Origin of the sequence: Streptomyces sp. NPDC051913, assembly GCF_044593635.1 — a bacterium.
Classification (GTDB): Bacteria; Actinomycetota; Actinomycetes; order Streptomycetales; family Streptomycetaceae; genus Streptomyces.
Genome location: NZ_JBIUCI010000005.1, coordinates 18,023 through 37,365 on the forward strand (window position 1 = coordinate 18,023; position 19,343 = coordinate 37,365).

General features: G+C 71.4%; 19 protein-coding genes. 10 read left to right on the plus strand and 9 right to left on the minus strand.

Features of this window, described 5'->3' with window-relative positions:
* Nucleotides 1–16 precede the first annotated feature (16 nt).
* The 3 genes from ACIHIX_RS16130 to fabF all read left to right on the plus strand — a co-directional run bounded on the left by ACIHIX_RS16130 (nucleotide 17) and on the right by fabF (nucleotide 2,706).
* A complete protein-coding gene (locus tag ACIHIX_RS16130; RefSeq protein WP_399955680.1) occupies nucleotides 17–1,018 on the plus strand; it encodes a ketoacyl-ACP synthase III in 1,002 nt (333 codons plus the stop codon).
* A gap of 82 nt (nucleotides 1,019–1,100) precedes the next feature.
* Complete coding sequence (locus tag ACIHIX_RS16135; protein WP_015660680.1) at nucleotides 1,101–1,349, plus strand: acyl carrier protein; 249 nt, start codon at nucleotides 1,101–1,103, stop codon at nucleotides 1,347–1,349.
* Nucleotides 1,350–1,434: 85 nt separating this feature from the next.
* A complete protein-coding gene (gene fabF, locus ACIHIX_RS16140) occupies nucleotides 1,435–2,706 on the plus strand; it encodes a beta-ketoacyl-ACP synthase II (protein ID WP_399955683.1) in 1,272 nt (423 codons plus the stop codon).
* 67 nt (nucleotides 2,707–2,773) lie between these two features.
* On the opposite strand, the gene ACIHIX_RS16145 is transcribed toward fabF, so the two are convergent.
* Nucleotides 2,774–3,268, minus strand: a complete 495-nt coding sequence (locus tag ACIHIX_RS16145; RefSeq protein ID WP_399955685.1) for a DUF3145 domain-containing protein — start codon at nucleotides 3,266–3,268, stop codon at nucleotides 2,774–2,776.
* A gap of 269 nt (nucleotides 3,269–3,537) precedes the next feature.
* On the opposite strand from ACIHIX_RS16145, the gene ACIHIX_RS16150 reads away from it, so the two are divergent.
* On the plus strand, nucleotides 3,538–4,431 hold the full coding sequence (locus tag ACIHIX_RS16150; protein ID WP_399955688.1) for an SGNH/GDSL hydrolase family protein: 894 nt from the start codon (nucleotides 3,538–3,540) through the stop codon (nucleotides 4,429–4,431).
* A 15-nt stretch (nucleotides 4,432–4,446) separates the two neighbouring features.
* Nucleotides 4,447–5,421 carry an aldose epimerase family protein gene (locus ACIHIX_RS16155; RefSeq protein WP_399955691.1) on the plus strand — a complete coding sequence of 325 codons (975 nt, stop codon included), beginning with the start codon at nucleotides 4,447–4,449 and terminating at the stop codon, nucleotides 5,419–5,421.
* A gap of 94 nt (nucleotides 5,422–5,515) precedes the next feature.
* Here ACIHIX_RS16155 and ACIHIX_RS16160 read toward each other — a convergent pair whose 3' ends face one another.
* Nucleotides 5,516–7,948 (minus strand): glycoside hydrolase family 3 protein, encoded by a 2,433-nt coding sequence (locus ACIHIX_RS16160; protein ID WP_399955693.1) that lies wholly within the window; start codon nucleotides 7,946–7,948, stop codon nucleotides 5,516–5,518.
* 102 nt (nucleotides 7,949–8,050) lie between these two features.
* On the opposite strand from ACIHIX_RS16160, the gene ACIHIX_RS16165 reads away from it, so the two are divergent.
* Entirely contained in the window at nucleotides 8,051–8,629 is a 579-nt protein-coding gene (locus ACIHIX_RS16165; RefSeq protein ID WP_399955696.1) for a TetR/AcrR family transcriptional regulator, read from the plus strand.
* A 9-nt stretch (nucleotides 8,630–8,638) separates the two neighbouring features.
* On the opposite strand, the gene ACIHIX_RS16170 is transcribed toward ACIHIX_RS16165, so the two are convergent.
* From ACIHIX_RS16170 to ACIHIX_RS16180, 3 genes are read right to left on the minus strand one after another with little or no spacing between them, the layout of a single operon-like run.
* Nucleotides 8,639–8,968 (minus strand): YrdB family protein, encoded by a 330-nt coding sequence (locus ACIHIX_RS16170; RefSeq protein WP_399955698.1) that lies wholly within the window; start codon nucleotides 8,966–8,968, stop codon nucleotides 8,639–8,641.
* Between the two features lie 24 nt (nucleotides 8,969–8,992).
* The gene (locus tag ACIHIX_RS16175) at nucleotides 8,993–9,394 is read right to left on the minus strand and encodes a RidA family protein (protein ID WP_399955701.1); all 402 of its coding nucleotides are present in this window, start codon (nucleotides 9,392–9,394) and stop codon (nucleotides 8,993–8,995) included.
* A 9-nt stretch (nucleotides 9,395–9,403) separates the two neighbouring features.
* Nucleotides 9,404–10,201, minus strand: a complete 798-nt coding sequence (locus ACIHIX_RS16180) for an NAD(P)-dependent oxidoreductase (RefSeq protein WP_399955704.1) — start codon at nucleotides 10,199–10,201, stop codon at nucleotides 9,404–9,406.
* A 50-nt stretch (nucleotides 10,202–10,251) separates the two neighbouring features.
* Between ACIHIX_RS16180 and ACIHIX_RS16185 the strand changes: the two genes are divergently transcribed.
* A complete protein-coding gene (locus ACIHIX_RS16185) occupies nucleotides 10,252–11,205 on the plus strand; it encodes a LysR family transcriptional regulator (protein ID WP_399957264.1) in 954 nt (317 codons plus the stop codon).
* A gap of 178 nt (nucleotides 11,206–11,383) precedes the next feature.
* A complete protein-coding gene (locus ACIHIX_RS16190) occupies nucleotides 11,384–12,619 on the plus strand; it encodes a pyroglutamyl peptidase (RefSeq protein WP_399955707.1) in 1,236 nt (411 codons plus the stop codon).
* Here ACIHIX_RS16190 and ACIHIX_RS16195 read toward each other — a convergent pair.
* The 3 genes from ACIHIX_RS16195 to ACIHIX_RS16205 are packed head-to-tail and all read right to left on the minus strand — an operon-like array spanning nucleotide 12,591 to nucleotide 14,911.
* On the minus strand, nucleotides 12,591–13,205 hold the full coding sequence (locus ACIHIX_RS16195; RefSeq protein WP_399955710.1) for a LysE family translocator: 615 nt from the start codon (nucleotides 13,203–13,205) through the stop codon (nucleotides 12,591–12,593). The genes ACIHIX_RS16190 and ACIHIX_RS16195 overlap by 29 nt on opposite strands.
* Nucleotides 13,202–13,987 carry an EI24 domain-containing protein gene (locus ACIHIX_RS16200; RefSeq protein WP_399955713.1) on the minus strand — a complete coding sequence of 262 codons (786 nt, stop codon included), beginning with the start codon at nucleotides 13,985–13,987 and terminating at the stop codon, nucleotides 13,202–13,204. The genes ACIHIX_RS16195 and ACIHIX_RS16200 overlap by 4 nt, the downstream gene beginning before the upstream one ends.
* A 60-nt stretch (nucleotides 13,988–14,047) precedes the next feature.
* Nucleotides 14,048–14,911, minus strand: a complete 864-nt coding sequence (locus ACIHIX_RS16205; RefSeq protein ID WP_399955716.1) for a hypothetical protein — start codon at nucleotides 14,909–14,911, stop codon at nucleotides 14,048–14,050.
* Between the two features lie 170 nt (nucleotides 14,912–15,081).
* Here ACIHIX_RS16205 and ACIHIX_RS16210 point away from each other — a divergent pair, with 170 nt between their 5' ends.
* Together ACIHIX_RS16210 and ACIHIX_RS16215 are read left to right on the plus strand one after the other, a co-directional pair.
* Nucleotides 15,082–17,628: a M14 family zinc carboxypeptidase gene (locus ACIHIX_RS16210; RefSeq protein ID WP_399955719.1), complete on the plus strand. Its 2,547-nt coding sequence runs from the start codon at nucleotides 15,082–15,084 to the stop codon at nucleotides 17,626–17,628.
* Complete coding sequence (locus ACIHIX_RS16215; RefSeq protein ID WP_399955721.1) at nucleotides 17,625–18,776, plus strand: serine hydrolase domain-containing protein; 1,152 nt, start codon at nucleotides 17,625–17,627, stop codon at nucleotides 18,774–18,776. Before ACIHIX_RS16210 ends, ACIHIX_RS16215 begins: the two co-directional genes overlap by 4 nt.
* 94 nt (nucleotides 18,777–18,870) lie before the next feature.
* Here ACIHIX_RS16215 and ACIHIX_RS16220 read toward each other — a convergent pair whose 3' ends face one another.
* Complete coding sequence (locus ACIHIX_RS16220) at nucleotides 18,871–19,290, minus strand: organic hydroperoxide resistance protein (protein WP_399955723.1); 420 nt, start codon at nucleotides 19,288–19,290, stop codon at nucleotides 18,871–18,873.
* Between the last annotated feature and the right edge of the window lie 53 nt (nucleotides 19,291–19,343).

A 19,343-nucleotide genomic window follows, 5' to 3' on the forward strand; every position in this document is an offset into this window, starting at 1 on the left:
AAGGAGCCAACGAGCAATGTCGAAGATCAAGCCCAGCAAGGGCGCCCCGTACGCGCGGATCATGGGCGTGGGCGGCTACCGTCCGACCCGGGTCGTGCCCAACGAGGTGATCCTCGAGACGATCGACTCCTCCGACGAGTGGATCCGTTCGCGCTCCGGCATCGAGACCCGGCACTGGGCGAACGACGAGGAGACCGTCGCCGCCATGTCGATCGAGGCGTCAGGCAAGGCCATCGCCGACGCCGGGATCTCAGCCGAGCAGATCGGCGGCGTGATCGTCTCGACCGTCTCGCACTTCAAGCAGACCCCGGCCGTGGCGACGGAGATCGCCGACAAGCTGGGCACGCGGAAGGCCGCCGCGTTCGACATCTCCGCGGGCTGCGCCGGTTTCGGCTACGGCCTGACCCTCGCCAAGGGCATGATCGTCGAGGGTTCGGCGGAGTACGTCCTGGTCATCGGCGTGGAGCGGCTGTCCGACCTGACCGACCTGGAGGACCGCGCGACGGCCTTCCTGTTCGGTGACGGGGCCGGCGCGGTCGTCGTGGGTCCCGCGAAGGAGCCGGCCATCGGCCCGACCGTCTGGGGCTCCGAGGGCGACAAGTCCGAGACGATCAAGCAGACCGTGCCGTGGACCGACTACCGCGAGGGCTCGGTAGCCAAGTTCCCTGCGATCACGCAGGAGGGCCAAGCGGTGTTCCGCTGGGCCGTGTTCGAGATGGCGAAGGTCGCCCAGCAGGCGCTGGACGCGGCCGGAATCAGCCCGGACGACCTGGACGTCTTCATTCCGCACCAGGCCAACGAGCGGATCATCGACTCGATGGTGAAGACTCTCAAGCTGCCGGAGCATGTCACGGTCGCCCGCGACGTGCGCACCACCGGCAACACCTCGGCCGCCTCGATCCCGCTCGCGATGGAGCGGCTCCTGGCGACCGGCGAGGCGAAGAGCGGCGACACCGCGCTCGTCATCGGCTTCGGGGCGGGTCTCGTCTACGCCGCCACTGTCGTTACCCTCCCCTAGGCACTCCGTGCCGGATCACCTGGTCCGGTGCGGGAAGCACCATCTGCCACACCCTCTGGATCAAGAAGAAGGAGCGCCTCACATGGCCGCCACTCAGGAAGAGATCGTCGCCGGTCTCGCCGACATCGTGAACGAGATCGCCGGCATCCCGGTCGAGGACGTCCAGCTGGACAAGTCCTTCACCGACGACCTGGACGTCGACTCGCTGTCCATGGTCGAGGTCGTCGTCGCCGCCGAAGAGCGCTTCGACGTCAAGATCCCGGACGAGGACGTCAAGAACCTCAAGACGGTCGGCGACGCGACCGACTACATCCTCAAGCACCAGGCCTGAGCCACCGCTTAGGCCCGGCTGCGCAGGCCCCGCCACCCGGCGGTGGCGCCGCTGAATCCTCGTGATACTTGGAGAAAGATTTCCCGTGAGCCCGACCAATCGCACCGTGGTCGTCACCGGTATCGGCGCAACCACACCGCTGGGTGGCGACGCAGCCTCTACCTGGGAGGGTCTGATCGCCGGCAAGTCCGGTGTGAAGCCCCTGGAGCAGGAGTGGGCGGCCGACCAGGCCGTCCGTATCGCGGCGCCCGTCGCCGTGGAGCCGACCGAGGTCATCCCCCGGCCGCAGGCCCGCCGGCTGGACCGCTCGGCGCAGTTCGCGCTGGTCGCGGCCAAGGAGGCGTGGGCGGACGCCGGGTTCGAGGCCAAGGCCGGTGAGGACCGCAGCGTCGACCCCGACCGTCTCGGCGCGGTCATTGCCTCCGGCATCGGTGGCGTCACGACGCTGCTCGACCAGTACGACGTGCTGAAGGAGAAGGGCGTCCGCCGCGTCTCCCCGCACACCGTCCCCATGCTCATGCCGAACGGCCCGTCCGCCAACGTGGGTCTCCTCGTGGGCGCGCGTGCCGGTGTGCACACCCCGGTGTCCGCCTGCGCGTCGGGCGCCGAGGCCATCGGCTACGCCATCGAGATGATCCGCACCGGCCGCGCCGACGTCGTCGTCGCGGGTGGCACGGAGGCGGCGATCCACCCGCTGCCCATCGCCGCGTTCGGCAACATGATGGCGATGTCCAAGAACAACGACGACCCGCAGGGCGCCTCGCGTCCCTACGACACCGCGCGCGACGGCTTCGTCCTCGGCGAGGGCGCCGGCGTCATCGTCCTGGAGTCCGCGGAGCACGCCGCCAAGCGCGGTGCCCGCGTGTACGCCGAGGCCGTGGGCCAGGGCATCTCCGCCGACGGCCACGACATCGTGCAGCCCGAGCCGGAGGGCCGGGGCATCGCCCACGCCCTGCAGAACCTGCTCGACAACACCGACCTGAACCCGGCGGAGATCGTGCACGTCAACGCGCACGCGACCTCGACGCCGGCCGGTGACGTGGCCGAACTGAAGGCGCTGCGCAAGGTGTTCGGCGACGACACCGACCACTTCGCGGTGTCCGCCACGAAGTCCATGACGGGCCATCTGCTGGGTGGCGCCGGTGGTGTCGAGTCCGTCGCGGCGATTCTCGCCCTGTACCACCGTCTCGCCCCGCCGACCATCAACGTCGAGAACCTCGACCCGGAGGCGGAGGCCAACGCGGACGTCGTCCGCGGGGAGGCGCGCAAGCTGCCCGTGGAGGGCCGTATCGCCGCGCTGAACGACTCGTTCGGCTTCGGCGGGCACAACGTGGTGCTGGCGTTCCGGACCGTGTGAGACACGTTCGTACGTAACTGAAGGGCCCCCACCGGCCGGTGGGGGCCCTTCGGCATGTCCGCGATTCCTAGACCACCTGGTGCAGCCAGCGCACCGGTGCTCCCTCACCGGCGTACCTGAACGGCTCCAGCTCGTCGTCCCAGGGCTTGCCGAGGAGTTTGGCGATCTCGGCCTCCAGGTCCGTCTCGCCCTGCTGGGAGCGGCTCAGGGCGGCGCGCAGACGGTCCTCGGGGATGAGGATGTCGCCGTGGATGCCGGTGACGGCGTGGAAGATGCCGAGGTCGGGGGTGCAGCTGTAGCGCTCGCCCTCCGCGGTGGAGCAGGGCTCGGCCGTCACCTCGAAGCGGAGCAGGTGCCAGCCTCTGAGGGCCGAGGCGAGCTTGGAGGCGGTGCCGACCTGGCCCTGCCAGGAGAACTCCGAGCGCCAGGTGCCGGGGGCCGCGGGCTGCCGGATCCAGTCGAGGTTGACGCGCGTGCCGAGGACTCCGGCGACGGCCCACTCGACGTGCGGGCACAGCGCGCGCGGAGCGGAGTGCACGTACAGAACTCCACGTGTCGTCACCGGGACCTCCGGGCAGAGCGGGACCATTGTGCGGACGAGATGAGTGGCGGTGGCGGCAGCCACGTTGATGGCGAGGCTACCGTGCGGTGGCGCAAGGAGTGTGACGTACCGTCGGTCCCGATGCCGTGAAACGCCCGCCATTCACCCGGCAGGACGCTAGAAGCGGGCCGCGGCGTTGCGCGGGAGCGGGTCGGGAACTCCCGTGCGTTGTCATGGAGGGGGACGAAGTTCGCGGGAGAGCGCATGTCGACCGAGGAGGTCACCAGGGGATGGGAAGCCGTCGTTCGCGTGCCGTACTCGCCGTCGTGACGGCGACCGTCCTGGGCGCCGCGGGGTGCGACGCCGTCGGTGGCAACGCGTCGGAGCCGTCCGGCGCCGCGGCGCACAGAGCGAAGCCGTCCCCGTCGCCGACGTCCCTGTGGGACCGCAGCCCGGCGTCCCTCGCCGCGGTCGGCGACTCCATCACCCGGGGTTTCGACGCGTGTGCGCTGCTCAAGGACTGCACGGAGGCGTCCTGGGCGACCGGCAGCAGTGCCGAGGTCGACAGTCTCGCCGTGCGGCTGCTGGGGCGGGCGAAGGCGGCCTCGGCCAGTTGGAACTACGCGGTGACCGGGGCGCGGATGGCCGATCTCGCCGGGCAGATGGCGCAGGCGGCGACGCGCAAGCCGGAGTTGGTGACGGTGATGGCGGGGGCCAACGACGCGTGCCGGGACACCGCCGCGGCGATGACGTCGGTGGCCGACTTCCGGGCGCAGTTCGAGGAGGCGATGGACACGCTGCGGGCCGCGGCGCCGAAGGCGCAGGTGTATGTGGCGAGCGTGCCGGACCTGAAGCGGCTGTGGTCGCAGGGGCGGACCAATGAGCTGGGCAAGCAGGTGTGGAAGCTGGGCATCTGCCCGTCGATGCTGGGCGACCCCGACGATCTGGCCGCGGCGGCGACCGAGCGGCGGGACACCGTGCAGGACCGGGTGGAGGCGTACAACGAGGTGCTGGCGGAGGTGTGCGCGAAGGACGAGCGGTGCCGCTTCGACGGCGGCGCGGTCTACGCGTACCGGTTCGGCACCGACCAGTTGAGCCACTGGGACTGGTTCCACCCGAGTGTGAACGGGCAGGCCCGGCTGGCCGAGATGGCGTACCGGAAGGTCACCGCCACAGCCGGGTGACCTAAAGTTCCGCACATGAACGAACTCTTCGGCACACTTCCCGACGGCACCCCGGTTCACCGGTGGACCCTGGAGCGCTCCGGTGTGCGGGTGCGGGTGTTGTCGTACGGCGGGATCGTGCAGTCGGTGGAGGTGCCCGACCGGGACGGGCGGACGGCGGACGTGGTGCTGGGGTTCGCGGACCTGGACGGCTATCTCACGCACACCGGGCCCTACTTCGGCGCCCTGATCGGCCGGTTCGCGAACCGGATCGCCGGGGGGCGTTTCCCGCTGGACGGAGCGACGTACGCCCTCGCGCTCAACCCCGCGCCCAACTCCCTGCACGGCGGGGAGCGCGGCTTCGACAAGCGGGTGTGGGACGTCGCGCCCGTCGGTGAGCACGGGCTGCGGCTGTCGCGGGTCAGTCCGCACGGGGAGGAGGGGTTCCCGGGGCGGCTGGAGGTGTCCGCGACCTATGCGCTGGACGCCGACGGGGCGCTGCGGATCTCCTACGAGGCCACGACGGACGCGCCGACCGTCGTCAACCTCACCAACCACAGCTACTTCAACCTGGCCGGGTCCGGGAACGCGGGCGGTCATGAGCTGCGGCTGGCCGCCTCCCGGTACACGCCGGTGGACGCGGACCTGATTCCGACGGGGGTGCTGGAGGAGGTGACGGGCGGGCGGTTCGACTTCCGGGAGGGGCGCAAGACCGGGTCGGGCTACGACCACAACTTCGTGCTCGACAAGGGGGTGACGGACACTCCCGTCGAGGTCGCCGAGCTGCACGATCCCTCCTCCGGCCGCGTCCTGACGGTCTCGACCACCGAGCCGGGGCTCCAGCTCTACACCGCCGACCATCTGCCCGAGCCCTTCGCCCCCTGTGACGGTGTCGCGCTGGAGACCCAGCACTTCCCCGACTCCCCCAACCAGCCCGCGTTCCCGACCACGGTCCTGCGGCCGGGCGAGGTCTTCCGTTCGGAGACGGTGTACGCGTTCGGCACGCGCTGAGGTTCCGGGAAAGCAGAGGTCCCGGTAAGGCATTTGCCCCGGCCCGGGTGTCAGGTCCCGGGCCGGGGCTGCTCATGGGGAGACTTGTCCCGGATCAGACGTTAATCGTCTCGGTGAGTCGGCGGTCCGTGATCGACCGCCCGACCTGGATCTCGTACGAACCCTTCACAAACGACCACGCCCCCTCCTCCTCGCTCCAGGTCTCGAAGGCCCGGCGGGGGATCTCCACCGTGGCCTCGACGGTCTCGCCAGGGGCCGCCTCGACCGCGGCGAAGCCGGCGAGGACGCGCTCCGGGCGGTCGCCCGTCCCGGTGGGCGCGAGGTAGACCTGGACGACCTCACGGCCGGCGCGCCCGCCGGTGTTGCGGACGCGGACCCTGACGGTCGTACCGGTGACCTCGACGGATTCGTAGGCCCAGTCGGTGTAGCCGAGGCCGTGGCCGAACGGGTACGAGGGGGTGCGGCCCTCCTTCGTCCAGGCGCGGTAGCCGATGAAGACGTCCTCGGTGTAGCGGAGCCGGCCGTCTTGCGGGGTGACCTGGGTGACCGGGGCGGCGTCCAGGGAGCCCCAGGTGGTGGGGAGCCGGCCGCCGGGCTCGTGGGCGCCGGTGAGGACGTCCGCCAGGGCCGCGCCGCCCTCCTGGCCGGGGAACCAGCTGAGCAGGACGGCGGCGACCTCGTCGCGCCACGGGAGCTCCACCGGGGAGCCCGCGTTGACGACCACGACCGTGTTCGGGTTGGCGGCGGCGACGGCGCGGACCAGGTCGTCCTGGCGGCCGGGGAGGCGCATGTCCTTGCGGTCGAAGCCCTCGGACTCGACGCGGTCGGTGGTGGCGACCACGACGACGGCCGTGTCGGCGTTCCGGGCGGCCTCGACGGCCTCGGCGATCAGCTCGTCGGGGTCGCGCTGCGGCTCCTGGTGGGCGAGGGCGAACGCGATGACCTTGAAGGGGAAGTCCTCGGGGAGCTGGAAGACATGGGTGAGGGAGACCTCGACCGGTTTGCCCGCGGTCAGTTCGGCCTCGCCGCGGGGCACCGGGGAGCCGAAGAAGGCCTCGAAGGGGTCGCTGGTGTCGGCGGGGAGCTGGAGGTCGTCGAAGGACGTGGTGCCGTCGACGGTGAGGGTGAAGGCGCCGACGCCCTTGATGCCGAAGGTGTGGGTGCCGGTGTCACGCGGGGTGAAGGTGCCGGTCAGTTCGATGGTGTGGAGGGTGTCGTGGGTGACGCCCTCGGGCAGGTCGTCGCCCATCCACTGGATCTGGCCGTTGGGCGCGGAGCCGGTGCCGAGGACGTTGCCGTCGGCGTCCCGGCAGACGGCGCGCAGGGTGAAGCCCTTGTCGGCGACGGCGAGTTCGGTGTTCGGGTCGGCGCCGACGGCGTACGTGAGGTCGGGCAGGGCCGCGCCGAGGCCGTCGAGCGGGGAGACGATGCGGGCCGGGAAGACGGTGGCGGAGCCGCCGCCGAGGACGCGGGCGTCGCGGGCGGCGGCGCCGAGGAGGGCGACGCTCCCGGACCTCAGCGGAAGGGCGCCTTGGTTGCGGACCAGCACGAAGGCGCGGCGGGCGATCTCGCGGGCCAGGGCCTCGCCGTCGACGGGGTCGGGGAGTTCGGTGACGACGGGTTCGGCGTCCGCCAGGATGCCGACGCGGGCGGCGAGCCGCAGGACGTTGCGGACGGCGGCGTCGACCTTGGCCTCCTCGACCTCGCCGTCCCGCACGGCCTGGGCGAGCGCGGGGCCGTACACGGTCCGCGGGCCGGGCATGGCGACGTCGAGGCCGCCCTCGATGGCGCCCTTGGTGGAGCGGGCGGCCATCCAGTCGGAGACGTTGTAGCCGTCGAAGCCCCACTCGCCGCGCGCGATCCCGTTCACCAGGTGGTGGTGCTCGGTCATGGTGACGCCGTTGACCTGGTTGTAGGCGGTCATGATGCCCCAGGGGTGGGCGTTCTCGACGATGAGCTCGAAGGGCCGCAGATACAGCTCGCGCAGGGCGCGTTCGGAGACGAGGTTGTCGACGGTGAAGCGGTCGGTCTCGGCGTCGTTGGCGACGAAGTGTTTGACGGTGGTGCCGATGCCGCCGGACTGGACGCCGGTCACATAGCCCGAGCCGATCAGACCGGTCAGGTACGGGTCCTCGCTGTAGGCCTCGAAGTGGCGGCCGCCGAGCGGGGAGCGGTGCAGGTTGACGGTCGGCGCGAGCAGCACGTGGACGCCCTTGCGGCGGGCCTCCTGGGCGAGCAGGACGCCTGCGCGGCGGGCGAGTTCGGGGTCCCAGGTGGCGCCGAGGGCGGTCGGGGACGGCAGTGCGATCGACGGGTCGTCGGCGGTCCAGCGCACACCCCGGACGCCGATCGGGCCGTCGGACATCACGAGGGACTTCAGACCGATCTCGGGCAGGGCGGGCAGCGTCCACATGTCCTGGCCGGAGAGCAGCCGGGCCTTGGCGTCCAGGTCGAGCTTGCCGAGGGCGGCTTCTACGGCCGCCTCGCGGGCCTGGTCGGCCGGGGTGTGGGAGTGGGTGCCCGCCATGGGGTCCTCCTGGGTTCTGGTCCGTGCGGTCCCTCCATCGTGCACCCGTTACCTGTAGGTCGGTAGGTTTCGTTACCTCTACGTTATATTCGTCGTACGGTCATGTCGTACGGTGAGTTCATGAACGCCAGGGTCAGGAGCGAGGAGCGGCGCGCGGAGATCGTGCGGGCGGCCCTGGAGGTGATCGCCGAGCGCGGCTACCGGGCGGCCAGCCTCGCCGCCGTCGCCGAACGGGTCGGACTGACCCAGCAGGGGCTGCTGCACCACTTCCCGACGAAGGACGCGCTGCTGGTCGCCGTGCTCACCGAGCGGGACCAGTGGGACGCGGTGCCGGACACCCAGTGGCGGGTCGATCTGCTCGTCTCGCTCGTGGAGTACAACGCGATGCGGCCCGGCATCATCCAGACCTTCTCGGCGCTGCTCGGCGAGAGCGTCACCGAAGGGCACCCGGCACGCGGCTACTTCACCGAGCGCTATGCGAAGGTGCGGGAGAACATGGCGGCGGTGCTGCGCGCCGAGTACGGCGACCTGCTGCCGAACGGACTGACGCCCGAGCGCACGGCACCACTGCTGGTGGCGGTGATGGACGGGCTTCAGTACCAGTGGCTGCTGGACCCGGAGTCGGTCGACATGCCGGGCGCCTTCCGGGACTTCCTCACACTGCTGGGCGAGCAGGGCTGAACCTCCCGGCTACTGGCGCCAGATGACGGCGAGGGCCTTGCTCACCGCGCACACGGCAGCGAAGGCGACGGCCCAGCCGACGGCCCCGGCGGCGGCCAGCGCGGCCACGCCCGCCCCGAACCAGAGCAGTTCGAAACCGACTCGGACCGCACCCCGGGTCTTGTACGGGGCCTTCCGGGAACCGAACCGCGACCACAGCACGATGAGTACGGCCGGGGCGCCGAGGCCGAACAGCCAGGTGAGCGGGGTCGCCACGGCGCGGGTGAAGCCCCAGTAGCCGACGGCCGCCAGGGCGCCCAGCTCGATGAGGAAGAGCACGCCCAGGTTCGTCGTCTTCATGGGCGGCAGTATCACCCGGAAGGATCACTCCGGGGCGGGCACCACGGCGGGCACCGCGGCGACGACCTCCACCTCGACCTGGGCCTCCTCCCGAAAAAGGCGCGGCACCTCGAAGGTCATGCTGGTGGGCGGGGTGCCGGTGAGGAACTCCCGTCGTACGGCGCCGTATTCGTCGAGGCGGCCGATGTCCGTCAGATAGGTCCGGATGTTGATGACGTCGGCGAGCGTGGCGCCGTGCGCCTTCAGCAGCGCCTCGATGGTCTCGAAGACACCCCGGCTCTGCTCGGCGAGGGTGTCGCCGTCGGCGATCTGGCCGGAGAGGAACAACAGGACGCCGCCGTCGGCCTGTTCGACGCGGGCGACCTGGGAGTAGTAGGGGCTCAGCGGCTGGGGTGCGCAGGCCGGGTTGCCGAGGGTGATCTTCACGGGGTTCCTTCAGCTGAGGGTGGTGCGGATGCGGGCGGCTGCTCGGGAGATGTCCTCGCCGGGCTCGGCGATCTTCCGGTAGAGCCGCAACGCGGCCTCGGTGGTGGGGAGTTCGACCGTGTCCACGGCCAGGGACAGGTCCTTGACCGCGAGCGCCGTGTCGAAGTGGACGTCCTCGGCGAAGGCGCGGGCGACGACTCCGGCGAGCGGGCCGTTCGCGAGGGCGGTCCGGGTGGTCTCCCCGTCCAGACCGAGCGCGTCGGCGAGCCGCAGCGCCTCGGCGACGACGGCGATACCACTGATGACGGACGCGTTGAGGACCAGCTTGAGGGCGGCGCCGGAGCCGAGGGGGCCGGTACGGGTGACGGTACCAAGAGGGGCGAGGACATGCTCGACGCGGGCTGTGTCGCCGCCCGCGAGGATGCCGAGCGTACCCGCGCCGGCCTTGTCGGTGCTGCCCATGACCGGGGCGTCGACGACGGAGACCCCGGTGAACCGGTCGAGGCGGCGTACGGCGTCGGGCCCGACGGTGGACATGTCGATCCAGCAGGTGCCGGGACGCAGGGCGCCGGTCACGGCCTCGGCGACCGCGTCGAGCGCCTGCGGCCCGGCCAGCATCGTGATCACGACGTCGGCGTCCCGTACGGCGTCGGCGGGCGACGTGGCCGCGACGGCACCGTCGGCGACGAGGGGCGCGGTCTTCTCCGCGGTGCGGTTCCAGACGGTCAACGGGTGGCCCGCGGCGAGGAGTCGGCGGGCCATGGGGGCGCCCATGTGTCCGAGGCCCAGGAATGCGATGTGCTCCATGGCGACGACGCTATGCGGCGGCCGATGGATGCGACAAGCGAATGTCTAGCATGGCCGTCATGCCGAAGTCGCATGAATTGGAGACGCTCGATCTCTCGACCGTCTGGCTGCGGGCGTTCCTGGAGGTCGCCCGGCAGGGCTCGTTCACGGTCGCCGCCCGGAGCCTCGGCTGGACCCAGTCCGCGGTGTCCCGGCAGATCGCCTCGCTGGAGACGGCGCTGGGTGGCGCCCCGCTCTTCGACCGGCTCCCGCGGGGTGTCCGGCTCACCGAGGCCGGCCGCGTCCTCGTGCCGTACGCGGAGGCTGTCACCGAGGCGCTTCGCGGGGCCGGGCGCGAGTTGGCGTCCCTGCGTGAACTCGCGGGCGGGCGGCTGCGGTTCGGGGCGTTCGCGACGGCCGACGCGGCGCTGGTGCCGCAGGCGCTGGCCGCGTTCCGGGGCCGGCATCCGAAGGTGCGGGTCTCTCGGGAGGAGGGCCTCACGCCCGGGCTCCTGGAGCGGCTCAGTGCCGGGCATCTGGACCTGGCGGTCGTCTCGACGACGGGCCGTCCGCCGCTGGAGTCGTACGACCTTCGTCATCTCCTCGACGAGTCCCTGTACGTCGCCGTCCCCGCCGACCATCCGCTGGCGGGCGGTGGGCCGGTGCGGCTCGGGCGGTTCGTCGACGCGGAGTGGATCTCGGGGAGCGCGCGCCCGGAGGGGACATTGTTGGACGCGGCCCTGCGTGAGGGGTTCCGGCCTCGGGTCGCGCATGTGGTCGCCGAGTGGACGGCCAAGCAGGGGTATGTGGCGGCGGGGCTGGGGGTGACGTTGGTGCCGGCGCTGGCGGCGGGGTCGGTGCGGGCGGATGTCGCGCTGGTGCCGGTGTTGGACGACGGGGGGCTCGCGCGGGCGGTGTATGCGGCGACGGTGCGGGGGCGGTCCCCTTCGCCGGTGGTGGAGGCGTTCGTGGGGGCGTTGCGGGAAGGGGTGGGGCGGATCGTGGGGGGTGGGCGTGGTGAATGACCTGCGGGTCGGTGGGGGCTGGTCGCGCCCACGCGGCGGAGCCGCAAATCGATACAGCCCCGCGCCCCTTGAGGCGTTGGCGCACGCCGGCCCTTGCAAGTCGCGCCCCATGGCGTAGACCACTTCCGTCACGGGATACTCAGGTCACTCCCCCACACCATACGGAGGCTGAACTCCCGTGACTTCTTTACGTGTTCGGATCGGCGTTCTCGGATTCGCCCTGGTGGCCGGGCTTACCGTCGCCCCGCACTCGGCACAGGCAGCCACCGCCACCGTCGAGGAGCAGCGGCTCGGCAGCGCGGTGCCGCAGGAGATTCTCCGGCGGTCCGGATTCGACTCCGTGGCACCGGAGTTCGCGCGGGCGCTCGGCTCGGCGCACAGCTATGCGCAGGCCCGCCGGATCGTCGTACGCGAAGGATCGGCTCTGTGGGAGCGGGCCGTCGACCGGGCGCAGGGGCGGGGGCCCGCGGGTGGGGATCTGAGCCGGGACGATGATCGGCCGCTGTACTGGGCGCGGTTGGGGATGACCAGGGAGGTGCGGGGCTGGGAGCCGGAGTTCGGGCTCGATGAGGCCCAACGGGTATCTCTGCTCGACCAGTTGGAGCGGACCTCGCGTGGGCAGACCGATATCCACTACCCCAAGGGCCCCCACAAGCGGGTCCTCGTCACCGGGTTCGATCCGTTCACCCTCGACCGGGACATCCGGATCTCCAACCCGTCCGGGGCGACGGCGCTCGCGCTCGACGGGACGGTGATCCAGACGGCTGACGGGCCCGCGCGGGTGGAGACCGCCATGTTCCCCGTGCGGTGGCAGGACTTCGCGGACGGGACCGTCGAGCGGACACTGCGGCCCTGTCTGAAGAAGGTCGATCTCTTCACGACCGTCAGTCAGGGGCGGGTCGGGCGGTTCGACGTGGAGCGGACCAACGGCGCCTGGCGGGGCGGGTTCCCGGACAACGAGAACGTGAGCCGGACGGAGACCGTGCCGGTGGCCGATCCGGCCTCGCAGCCGCAGTGGACGACGACGACCCTGCCGTACGAGGACATCGTGTCCGCGACCACCGGCCGGTTCCCCGTCTACGACAACACGAGCGTGACCGAGATACCGGCCGGAGCGACCGATCCTGTCGTCCGTCCGGACGGGCCGACGGAGGGGTCGACGGCCCGGGCCGGGGGCGGCGGGAACTACCTCTCCAACGAGATCGCCTATCGCGCCACGCTGTTGCGGGACCGGCTCGGGCTGCACGACACCCTGCCGGGCGGGCATGTGCACACGCCCGTGCTTCAGTTCGGGGCGGGGAACACCACCGAGGTGACCGACCCGGAGTTCGTGGCGAACCGGCTCGACATCATCGCGCAGGTGAGGGCGATCCTGACGGTCGCCGTCAGTGCGACGGAGCGAACGCGAGGCTGATGCCGAGGCCGGCCAGGACCGAACCGATCACCTTGTTGAGGATCTTCTGGCCGCGCAGCATCAGGGTCCGCATCCGGTCGTGCGAGAAGAAGACCGCGACGACACCGAACCACAGCAGGTGGGCCAGCGACATGAACAGCCCGTAGCCCACCTGCTGGTAGACCGGGGTGCCGGGGCTGACGACCTGGGCGAAGGTCGAGACGACGAAGAGGGTCGTCTTGGGGTTGAGGACATTGGTGAGGAAGCCGGAGCGCAGGGCCTGGAGCGGGGTGAGGTCCGACTGGGTCTCCAGGTCCACCTCCACCTCGCCGCGGGCGCGGAAGGTGCGGACGCCGATGTAGACCAGGTAGGCCGCGCCGACCAGCTTGATGATCGTGAACAGGAAGGTGGAGGAGGCGATCAGCAGGCCCACGCCGAGCATCGTGTAGGTGACGTGGACCAGGACGCCGGCGGCGACGCCGGTCGCGGCGAGCACACCGGTGCGGCGGCCGTGGAGGTAGCTGTTGCGGACGACCATGGCGAAGTCGGCGCCGGGGGCGATGACGGCCAGGACGGTGATGACGGCGACGGCGAGTATCTCGGTCAAGAGGTGACTTCCTCTGCGTCGTTGGAGTCGTCCAGCGTCTCCTCGCCCAGGAGCTCGCGGGCCATGAGGGTGGCGCCCGCGACCGCGCCCGGCATCAGGAACACCGCGACGAACGGGACCAGGAAGGCCAGGCCCAGGGGTGTGCCGAAGCCCCAGACCAGGGTCCTGCGGGAGCGCAACAGGGCGAGCCGGTCACGGAGTTCGACGCCTCGGCGCTGCATCGCGACGGCGACGAGTTCCTCGGTGAGGAAGAAGCCGGTGACGAAGAAGCCGAGGACGGGGACGACCGTCTGCCCGACGAACGGGATGAAGCCGAGGGCGAAGAGCAGGACGCCCCACAGCAGGGCGCGGGCGAGGATGCGGAGGCTGTCGCGCGCCGAGATCCACAGCTCCTGCCAGAGGGGGAGGTTCGACTCGGGGGCGGTGCCGTCCGGGGAGACGTCACGGTCGACCTTCTCCGACAGGCTCTCGTAGAAGGGCTGGCCGATCAGGAGCGTGACCGCGGTGAAGGTGAGGACCGCGAGGAGCAGGGCGAGCGCCCACAGCACGACCGTGAGGAGACCGCGGAAGAGCCCCGGCCAGGGACTCGACCAGTCGTCGGCGAACGGCGTCGCCCACCCGACGAAGTCATCGCCCCAGATCGCGAGCGACACCAGGGCCGCCCCGTAGAGAACGAGGGTGATGAGTCCCGGAATCAGCCCGAACTCGTACTGCTTGCCGTGCCGGGCCACCCACCGCTGGCCCTTCAGGAGATATGTGAACCCCACCCCAAGATCGCGCATGGTCCGCACTCTATCGGGCGACCCGCTTGAGGTCCGCGGTCGCGTGCGCCGCCCTTGAGCTCACACGGCCGCCACCGACACCACCACCCCCGGCTCCGCCGCGGGACTCACCGCCGCCGACACCCGTACCGCAGCCGCCCGCGCCACCCGCCCCGCCCGGGAGGCACCGGCCAGCAGGGCAGGCTGGAGGTGTTCCAGGCCGGCCACCAGCAGCTCCTCGCCCGCGACCAGCACCGGTCCGGCCGCCTTGGCCGTCGCCGCGGCCGCCTCCGTGAGGTCGGCGAGGGGCAGGAGGGAGGCTCGGACCACGCCCGCTCCCGCCGCTGCCGCGCGTTCGGCGAGGGCCACCTGGAGCGGCATCAGCGGGGCCAGGGCGGCGGTCGACGCGTCGGCGATACGACGGAGCTCGGGGGACGAGTCGCGCAGGACGTCCGCCGCCGCGCGGATCAGCGGGGTGAGGGCGAGCAGGGCGCCGGCGGTGAGGCCCGCCGTCGCGGGCAGCAGCGGGGACATGGCCTCCACCAGCTCTCCGAGCGCCGTCGCGAACTCCTCCACCGCCGGTTCCACCGCGTCCAGCACCGGCAGCAGGCTGTCGCCCAGCGCGGTGAGCAGGGCCTGGGCCGGTGCGCTGACGGGGTGGGCGGCCAGCGGGGCGCCGCTGGTGCCGAGGCGGGTCAGGGTGTCGACGATGCGGTAGAACGCCTCCTGCGCCTGGGGCGACGCGCTCGCCTCCGCCAGTTCGGCCGTGGTCCGCCGCAGGACCCGGAGCACCTCCTGGCCCGAACCGTCCCTCGGGTCGAAGGTGTTGATCGCGATCCGGGTGATGTTGCCTGCGGTGTCCAGGAGTTGGCCGGTGATGTCCGTCGTGCTGCGGGCCATGCGCAGCACGTCGTCCCTGCTGGGGAGCGAAGGGATGGTTGCCATGGGTGGCTCTCCTCGTCCTCGGCTCGTTCGCCCTCAGCATGCCCCGTCCGGGGGCGGCGGGATGCGCCATCCGGGGCATCCGTGACACCAACTCCCTCTTGTTCCGGTTGAGTCGAACAGGTACATGTCGCCGTACCGATCTCAGGAAGCTCCCGGAGGAGGTACGACCCGTGCGCATCACGAGACCCGCCCCTGCGAGACCCGTACTGATCGCCACCCTCGCCCTGACCACGGCGGGGTCCCTGCTCCTCACCCCGCAGTCGGCCGGGGCGGACCCCGAGCCCGCCCCCACCCGGCACGAGCCCGCCCTCGACGCGCGCGCCGCCCAGGCCCCGGCGAGCGCCGCCCGGCGGGCCCTCGGCACCGAAGCCCCCACGGGCACCCCGATCACCGGCTATCCGCGCGAACAGGTCCTCTCCCCCGACCCCGAGAACCCCGCCGACAAGTCCCTCAAGCTCGGCCTCACCCCCTACCACGCCATCGCCCCGAAGCTGAACGCGCTCCAGGCCCTCGGTGACCGGGTGAGTGTCGAGGTGACCGGGACGTCGGCCGGCGGGCACCGCCTCTATCTCGTCACCGTGACCGCCCCGGAGACCGCCCGCGAGGCCCGCGCCCAGGAGCGGATGCGCGAGCTCATCGAGAACGCCCCGGCGACAGCCGCCACATCGGCCGAGATCAAGGCGCGTTACAAAGCCCCCGTCTACTTCAACAACAACATCCACGGCAACGAGTGGGAGGGCACCGACGCCTCCCTCGAACTCATCGAGCAGCTGGCCACCGCCAAGGACAGGCGCACGGCGGACCTGCTCACCCGTTCCCGCCTGTACTTCAACATCACCGCCAACCCCGACGGCCGTATCGCCGGGACCCGCGCGAACGCCAACGGCTTCGACCTGAACCGGGACTTCGTCACCGCCTCCCAGCCCGAGACACGGGCGATGCGGCGGATCGAGATCGACAAGCAGCCGGCCGTCATGCTCGATCTGCACGGGTACGTCAACGGCACCCTCATCGAGCCCACCACTCCCCCGCACGGCGAGAACTACGAGTACGACCTCTTCCTCAAGAACACCTACGCCAACGCCCTCGGCATGGAGGCCGCCGTCAACGGCCTCGGCTACACGCCCGCGAAGGACGGGGTGGACCCGGCCCAGATCCCCTTCCGGGACCAGCAGGAGGGCTGGGACGACTGGCCGCCGATCTTCACCCCGCAGTACGCGGCCTTCCACGGCACGGTCGCCGCGCACACGGTCGAGATCCCGCTCCAGGTGAACAACTCGGCCTACACCAACCTCCCGGTCGAGGAACTCCGCCGCCGCTCAGCCATCAACACGGCCGTCGCGGGCGCCGCGATCCGGGCCACGCTCGACTTCGTGCAGACCCACCGGACGTCACTCGTCGCCGACCAGATCGAGGTCTTCCGGCGCGGGGCGGCCGGCGCCGCGCAGGTGCCGGTGTCCGAGAAGACGGTGCCGGGCGTGCCAGGGATCGGTCCGGAGGACGTCTACACCACCACCTTCCCCCGCGCCTACGTCATCCCCGCGGGCACGACCGCCGCCGCCCGCCTGGTGGACCACCTCCTCGCCAACGACGTCCGGGTCACCCGCGCCACCAAGGCCTTCCGGCTGACCGGTCGGACGTACGCGAAGGGCTCGTACGTCGTCGACATGCACCAGCCCAAGCGCGGCCTCGCGAACGTCCTGCTGGCGGACGGCCGGGACATCAGCGACAAGGTGACGGTGATGTACGACATCTCGGGCTGGAGCCTGGGCCGGCTGTGGGGCGCCGAGGTGACGGCAGTGCCGTCGGCGCGGCTCACGGGCCTCCCGCTGCGCACCGTACGTGAGGCGACGGCCGTCGGCCGGGTCGCCCCGCGCGGCGACCTGAGCCTGCGCCTGGACGACCCGGCGGCGATCGCGGCCCTCAACTCCCTTCTCCAGCAGGGAGTTCCGGTACGACGCACAGCGGACGGCAGTACGGCGATCGTCCCGGCGTCGGCCCGCCCGAAGGCAACGGCCCTGGCCCGCACCCACGACGTCACCTTCGACGCCACGCGCCTGACGGGCAGCACCCCGCTCCACCGCACGCGCGTCGCCGCGGCCGTCACTCCGGGTGAGCTGTTCGCCCTCCGGGAGATGAACTTCGAGGTCACGCCGGTCTCGACGGACATCCTCAACGCCGGGTTCGACTGGTCGGCGACGGATGTGCTGATGGTGTCGACGGGGCTGGAGTACGCCGGCCTGACCACACCCGCCCGCACGGCCCTCGACACGTTCCTCTCCGGAGGTCATGGCCTGGTCGGACGCGGGATCGGCGGAGCCGAACTTAGCGCCGCCACCGGCCTGCTGGCCGCGAAGCCCGTCGAGGGCAACGGGGACGCGAACGGGGTGGTCCGCATGGTGAACGCGGGAACGATCACCACCGGCACCCCGGGTTACGGTTTCGTGTACGCGCCCGTCTGGTTCACCGACCTCGGACCGCAGGTCCGCGTGGAGCAGTCGTACGCGACCGGCAACCCCTTGCTCTCCGGGCACTGGCGCGCCCTGGAGGACGGCACCGGCGGACCCTCCGCCGCGGCCGGACAGCCCTCGGTGATCAGCGGTCCGCACGCGGTCCTGTTCGGCACCGAGCCTCTCTTCCGGGACCATCCGAAGGGAGAATTCCCGCAGGTGGCAAGGGCATTGTTCAGCATGTCAGCAGTCAAGGAGAGCGGATGACGCAGGAGATCCACGGCACCGTCGCCGACGGCTTCGAGGCGGTGCGCGAGGAGTTCGCCGCGTTCGTGGCCGGTGAACGCCCCGACTACGAGGGCCAGTTGTGCGCCTATGTGCACGGTCGCAGGGTCGTCGACCTGTGGACCGGCGAGGGCAACGAGGCGGACTCCCTCCACGCCGTCTTCTCCTCGACGAAGGGCGCCGCGCATCTGGTGGTGGCGCTGCTGGTCCAGGACGGCACCCTCGAACTCGACCGCAAGGTGACCTACTACTGGCCGGAGTTCGCGGCCGAGGGCAAGGGCGGGCTCACCCTCCGTGAGCTGCTCGCGCACCGGGCCGGACTGGTGGGCCTGGACGCCGGCTTCACCCGGGCCGAGATGGCGGACGACCGCGTGATCGCCGAACGCCTCGCCGACCAGCGCCCGTTCTGGCGTCCCGGCACGGCCTTCGGCTACCACGCGCTGGTCATCGGCGCCCTCACCGGCGAGGTGGTCCGCCGGGCCACGGGCCGTACGATCCAGGACCTGTGGGAGGAGCGCATCCGCTCCCCCTACTCCCTGGACTTCCACCTGGGCCTGCCGGAGTCCCTCGATCCCCGCTACCGCCCGATCCAGCCCATGCTCCCCACCCCCGAGCAGCAGGCCCTGATCGACGCCTCGCCGCAGGGCCCGCACTCCCTGACCTCGATCGCGTTCAACGCACATGTCCCGGACGCGGGCGACCTCGTGGACTACGCCAACTCCCGCACCGTACGTGCCAAGGGCCCGGCGTCGGCCGGCGGAGTGGCGGCGGCGCGCGGTATCGCCGGCATGTACGCGGCGACCATCAGCGAGCTGAACGACCGCCCGCCCCTCCTCAAGCCGGACACGATCGCCGAGGTGGGCCAGATCCACTCGATCGGCTACGACCTGATCGCCCGCGCCCACCGCTCCTACGGCCTGGGTTTCCAGGCCACGGCGGACACCTGGCACCCATTCCTCGGCGCCGGCGCCTTCGGCCACAGCGGCGCGGCCGGCTCCCAGGGCTTCGCCGACCCCCGCAGCGGCCTGGCCTACGGCTACACCCGCCGCCGCCTCGCCTTCCCTGGCGGGGCAGCCCCAGAAAACAACCAGTTCGCCAGGGCGGCCCACACAGCAGCACTGGCCCACTGAAACCACCACACCCCACGGAACAGGCCCACCCCGCACAAAAGGGCCGTACCCGACGTCCACGGGTACGGCCCTCTCGGGTACGCAACGAGCGACCTCAGACCAGCGTCACCGTGATGTTGCCGCGGGTCGCCTTCGAGTAGGGGCAGACCTGGTGGGCCTGCTCCAACAGCGCCCGGCCCGTGGCCTCGTCCACGTGGGGGATGTGGGCCGAGATCTCCACGATCAGCCCGAAGCCGTCGTCGTTCCTGCCGATGCCGACCTTCGCGGTGACGGTCGAGCCGGTGATGTCGGCCTTGGTCTGCCGGGCCACGACGCCCAGGGCGCCCTGGAAGCAGGCGCTGTAGCCGGCCGCGAAGAGCTGCTCGGGGTTGGTGCCCTCGCCGCTGCCGCCCATTTCCTTCGGCGGGTTCACGACGACGTCGAGGCGGCCGTCCTCCGTGGCGACACGGCCGTCGCGGCCGTTCTCGGCGGTGGCGACGGCGGTGTACAGGACGTCGGTCTGCTGGATGGACATGCGGTACTTCCTCCTAGGTCCGCCGTGCGACTCGCGCCCACGATCGACGACGG

What these genes read in the sequence shown, in the direction of transcription:
- ACIHIX_RS16180 (WP_399955704.1), bottom strand. Translation starts at nt 10,201, where the DNA reads ATGGAGCACATCGCATTCCTGGGCCTCGGACACATGGGCGCCCCCATG.
- ACIHIX_RS16130 (WP_399955680.1), top strand. Translation starts at nt 17, where the DNA reads ATGTCGAAGATCAAGCCCAGCAAGGGCGCCCCGTACGCGCGGATCATG.
- ACIHIX_RS16160 (WP_399955693.1), bottom strand. Translation starts at nt 7,948, where the DNA reads ATGGCGGGCACCCACTCCCACACCCCGGCCGACCAGGCCCGCGAGGCG.
- ACIHIX_RS16165 (WP_399955696.1), top strand. Translation starts at nt 8,051, where the DNA reads ATGTCGTACGGTGAGTTCATGAACGCCAGGGTCAGGAGCGAGGAGCGG.
- ACIHIX_RS16220 (WP_399955723.1), bottom strand. Translation starts at nt 19,290, where the DNA reads ATGTCCATCCAGCAGACCGACGTCCTGTACACCGCCGTCGCCACCGCC.
- ACIHIX_RS16150 (WP_399955688.1), top strand. Translation starts at nt 3,538, where the DNA reads ATGGGAAGCCGTCGTTCGCGTGCCGTACTCGCCGTCGTGACGGCGACC.
- ACIHIX_RS16155 (WP_399955691.1), top strand. Translation starts at nt 4,447, where the DNA reads ATGAACGAACTCTTCGGCACACTTCCCGACGGCACCCCGGTTCACCGG.
- ACIHIX_RS16200 (WP_399955713.1), bottom strand. Translation starts at nt 13,987, where the DNA reads ATGCGCGATCTTGGGGTGGGGTTCACATATCTCCTGAAGGGCCAGCGG.
- ACIHIX_RS16135 (WP_015660680.1), top strand. Translation starts at nt 1,101, where the DNA reads ATGGCCGCCACTCAGGAAGAGATCGTCGCCGGTCTCGCCGACATCGTG.
- ACIHIX_RS16170 (WP_399955698.1), bottom strand. Translation starts at nt 8,968, where the DNA reads ATGAAGACGACGAACCTGGGCGTGCTCTTCCTCATCGAGCTGGGCGCC.
- ACIHIX_RS16215 (WP_399955721.1), top strand. Translation starts at nt 17,625, where the DNA reads ATGACGCAGGAGATCCACGGCACCGTCGCCGACGGCTTCGAGGCGGTG.
- ACIHIX_RS16205 (WP_399955716.1), bottom strand. Translation starts at nt 14,911, where the DNA reads ATGGCAACCATCCCTTCGCTCCCCAGCAGGGACGACGTGCTGCGCATG.
- ACIHIX_RS16185 (WP_399957264.1), top strand. Translation starts at nt 10,252, where the DNA reads ATGGCCGTCATGCCGAAGTCGCATGAATTGGAGACGCTCGATCTCTCG.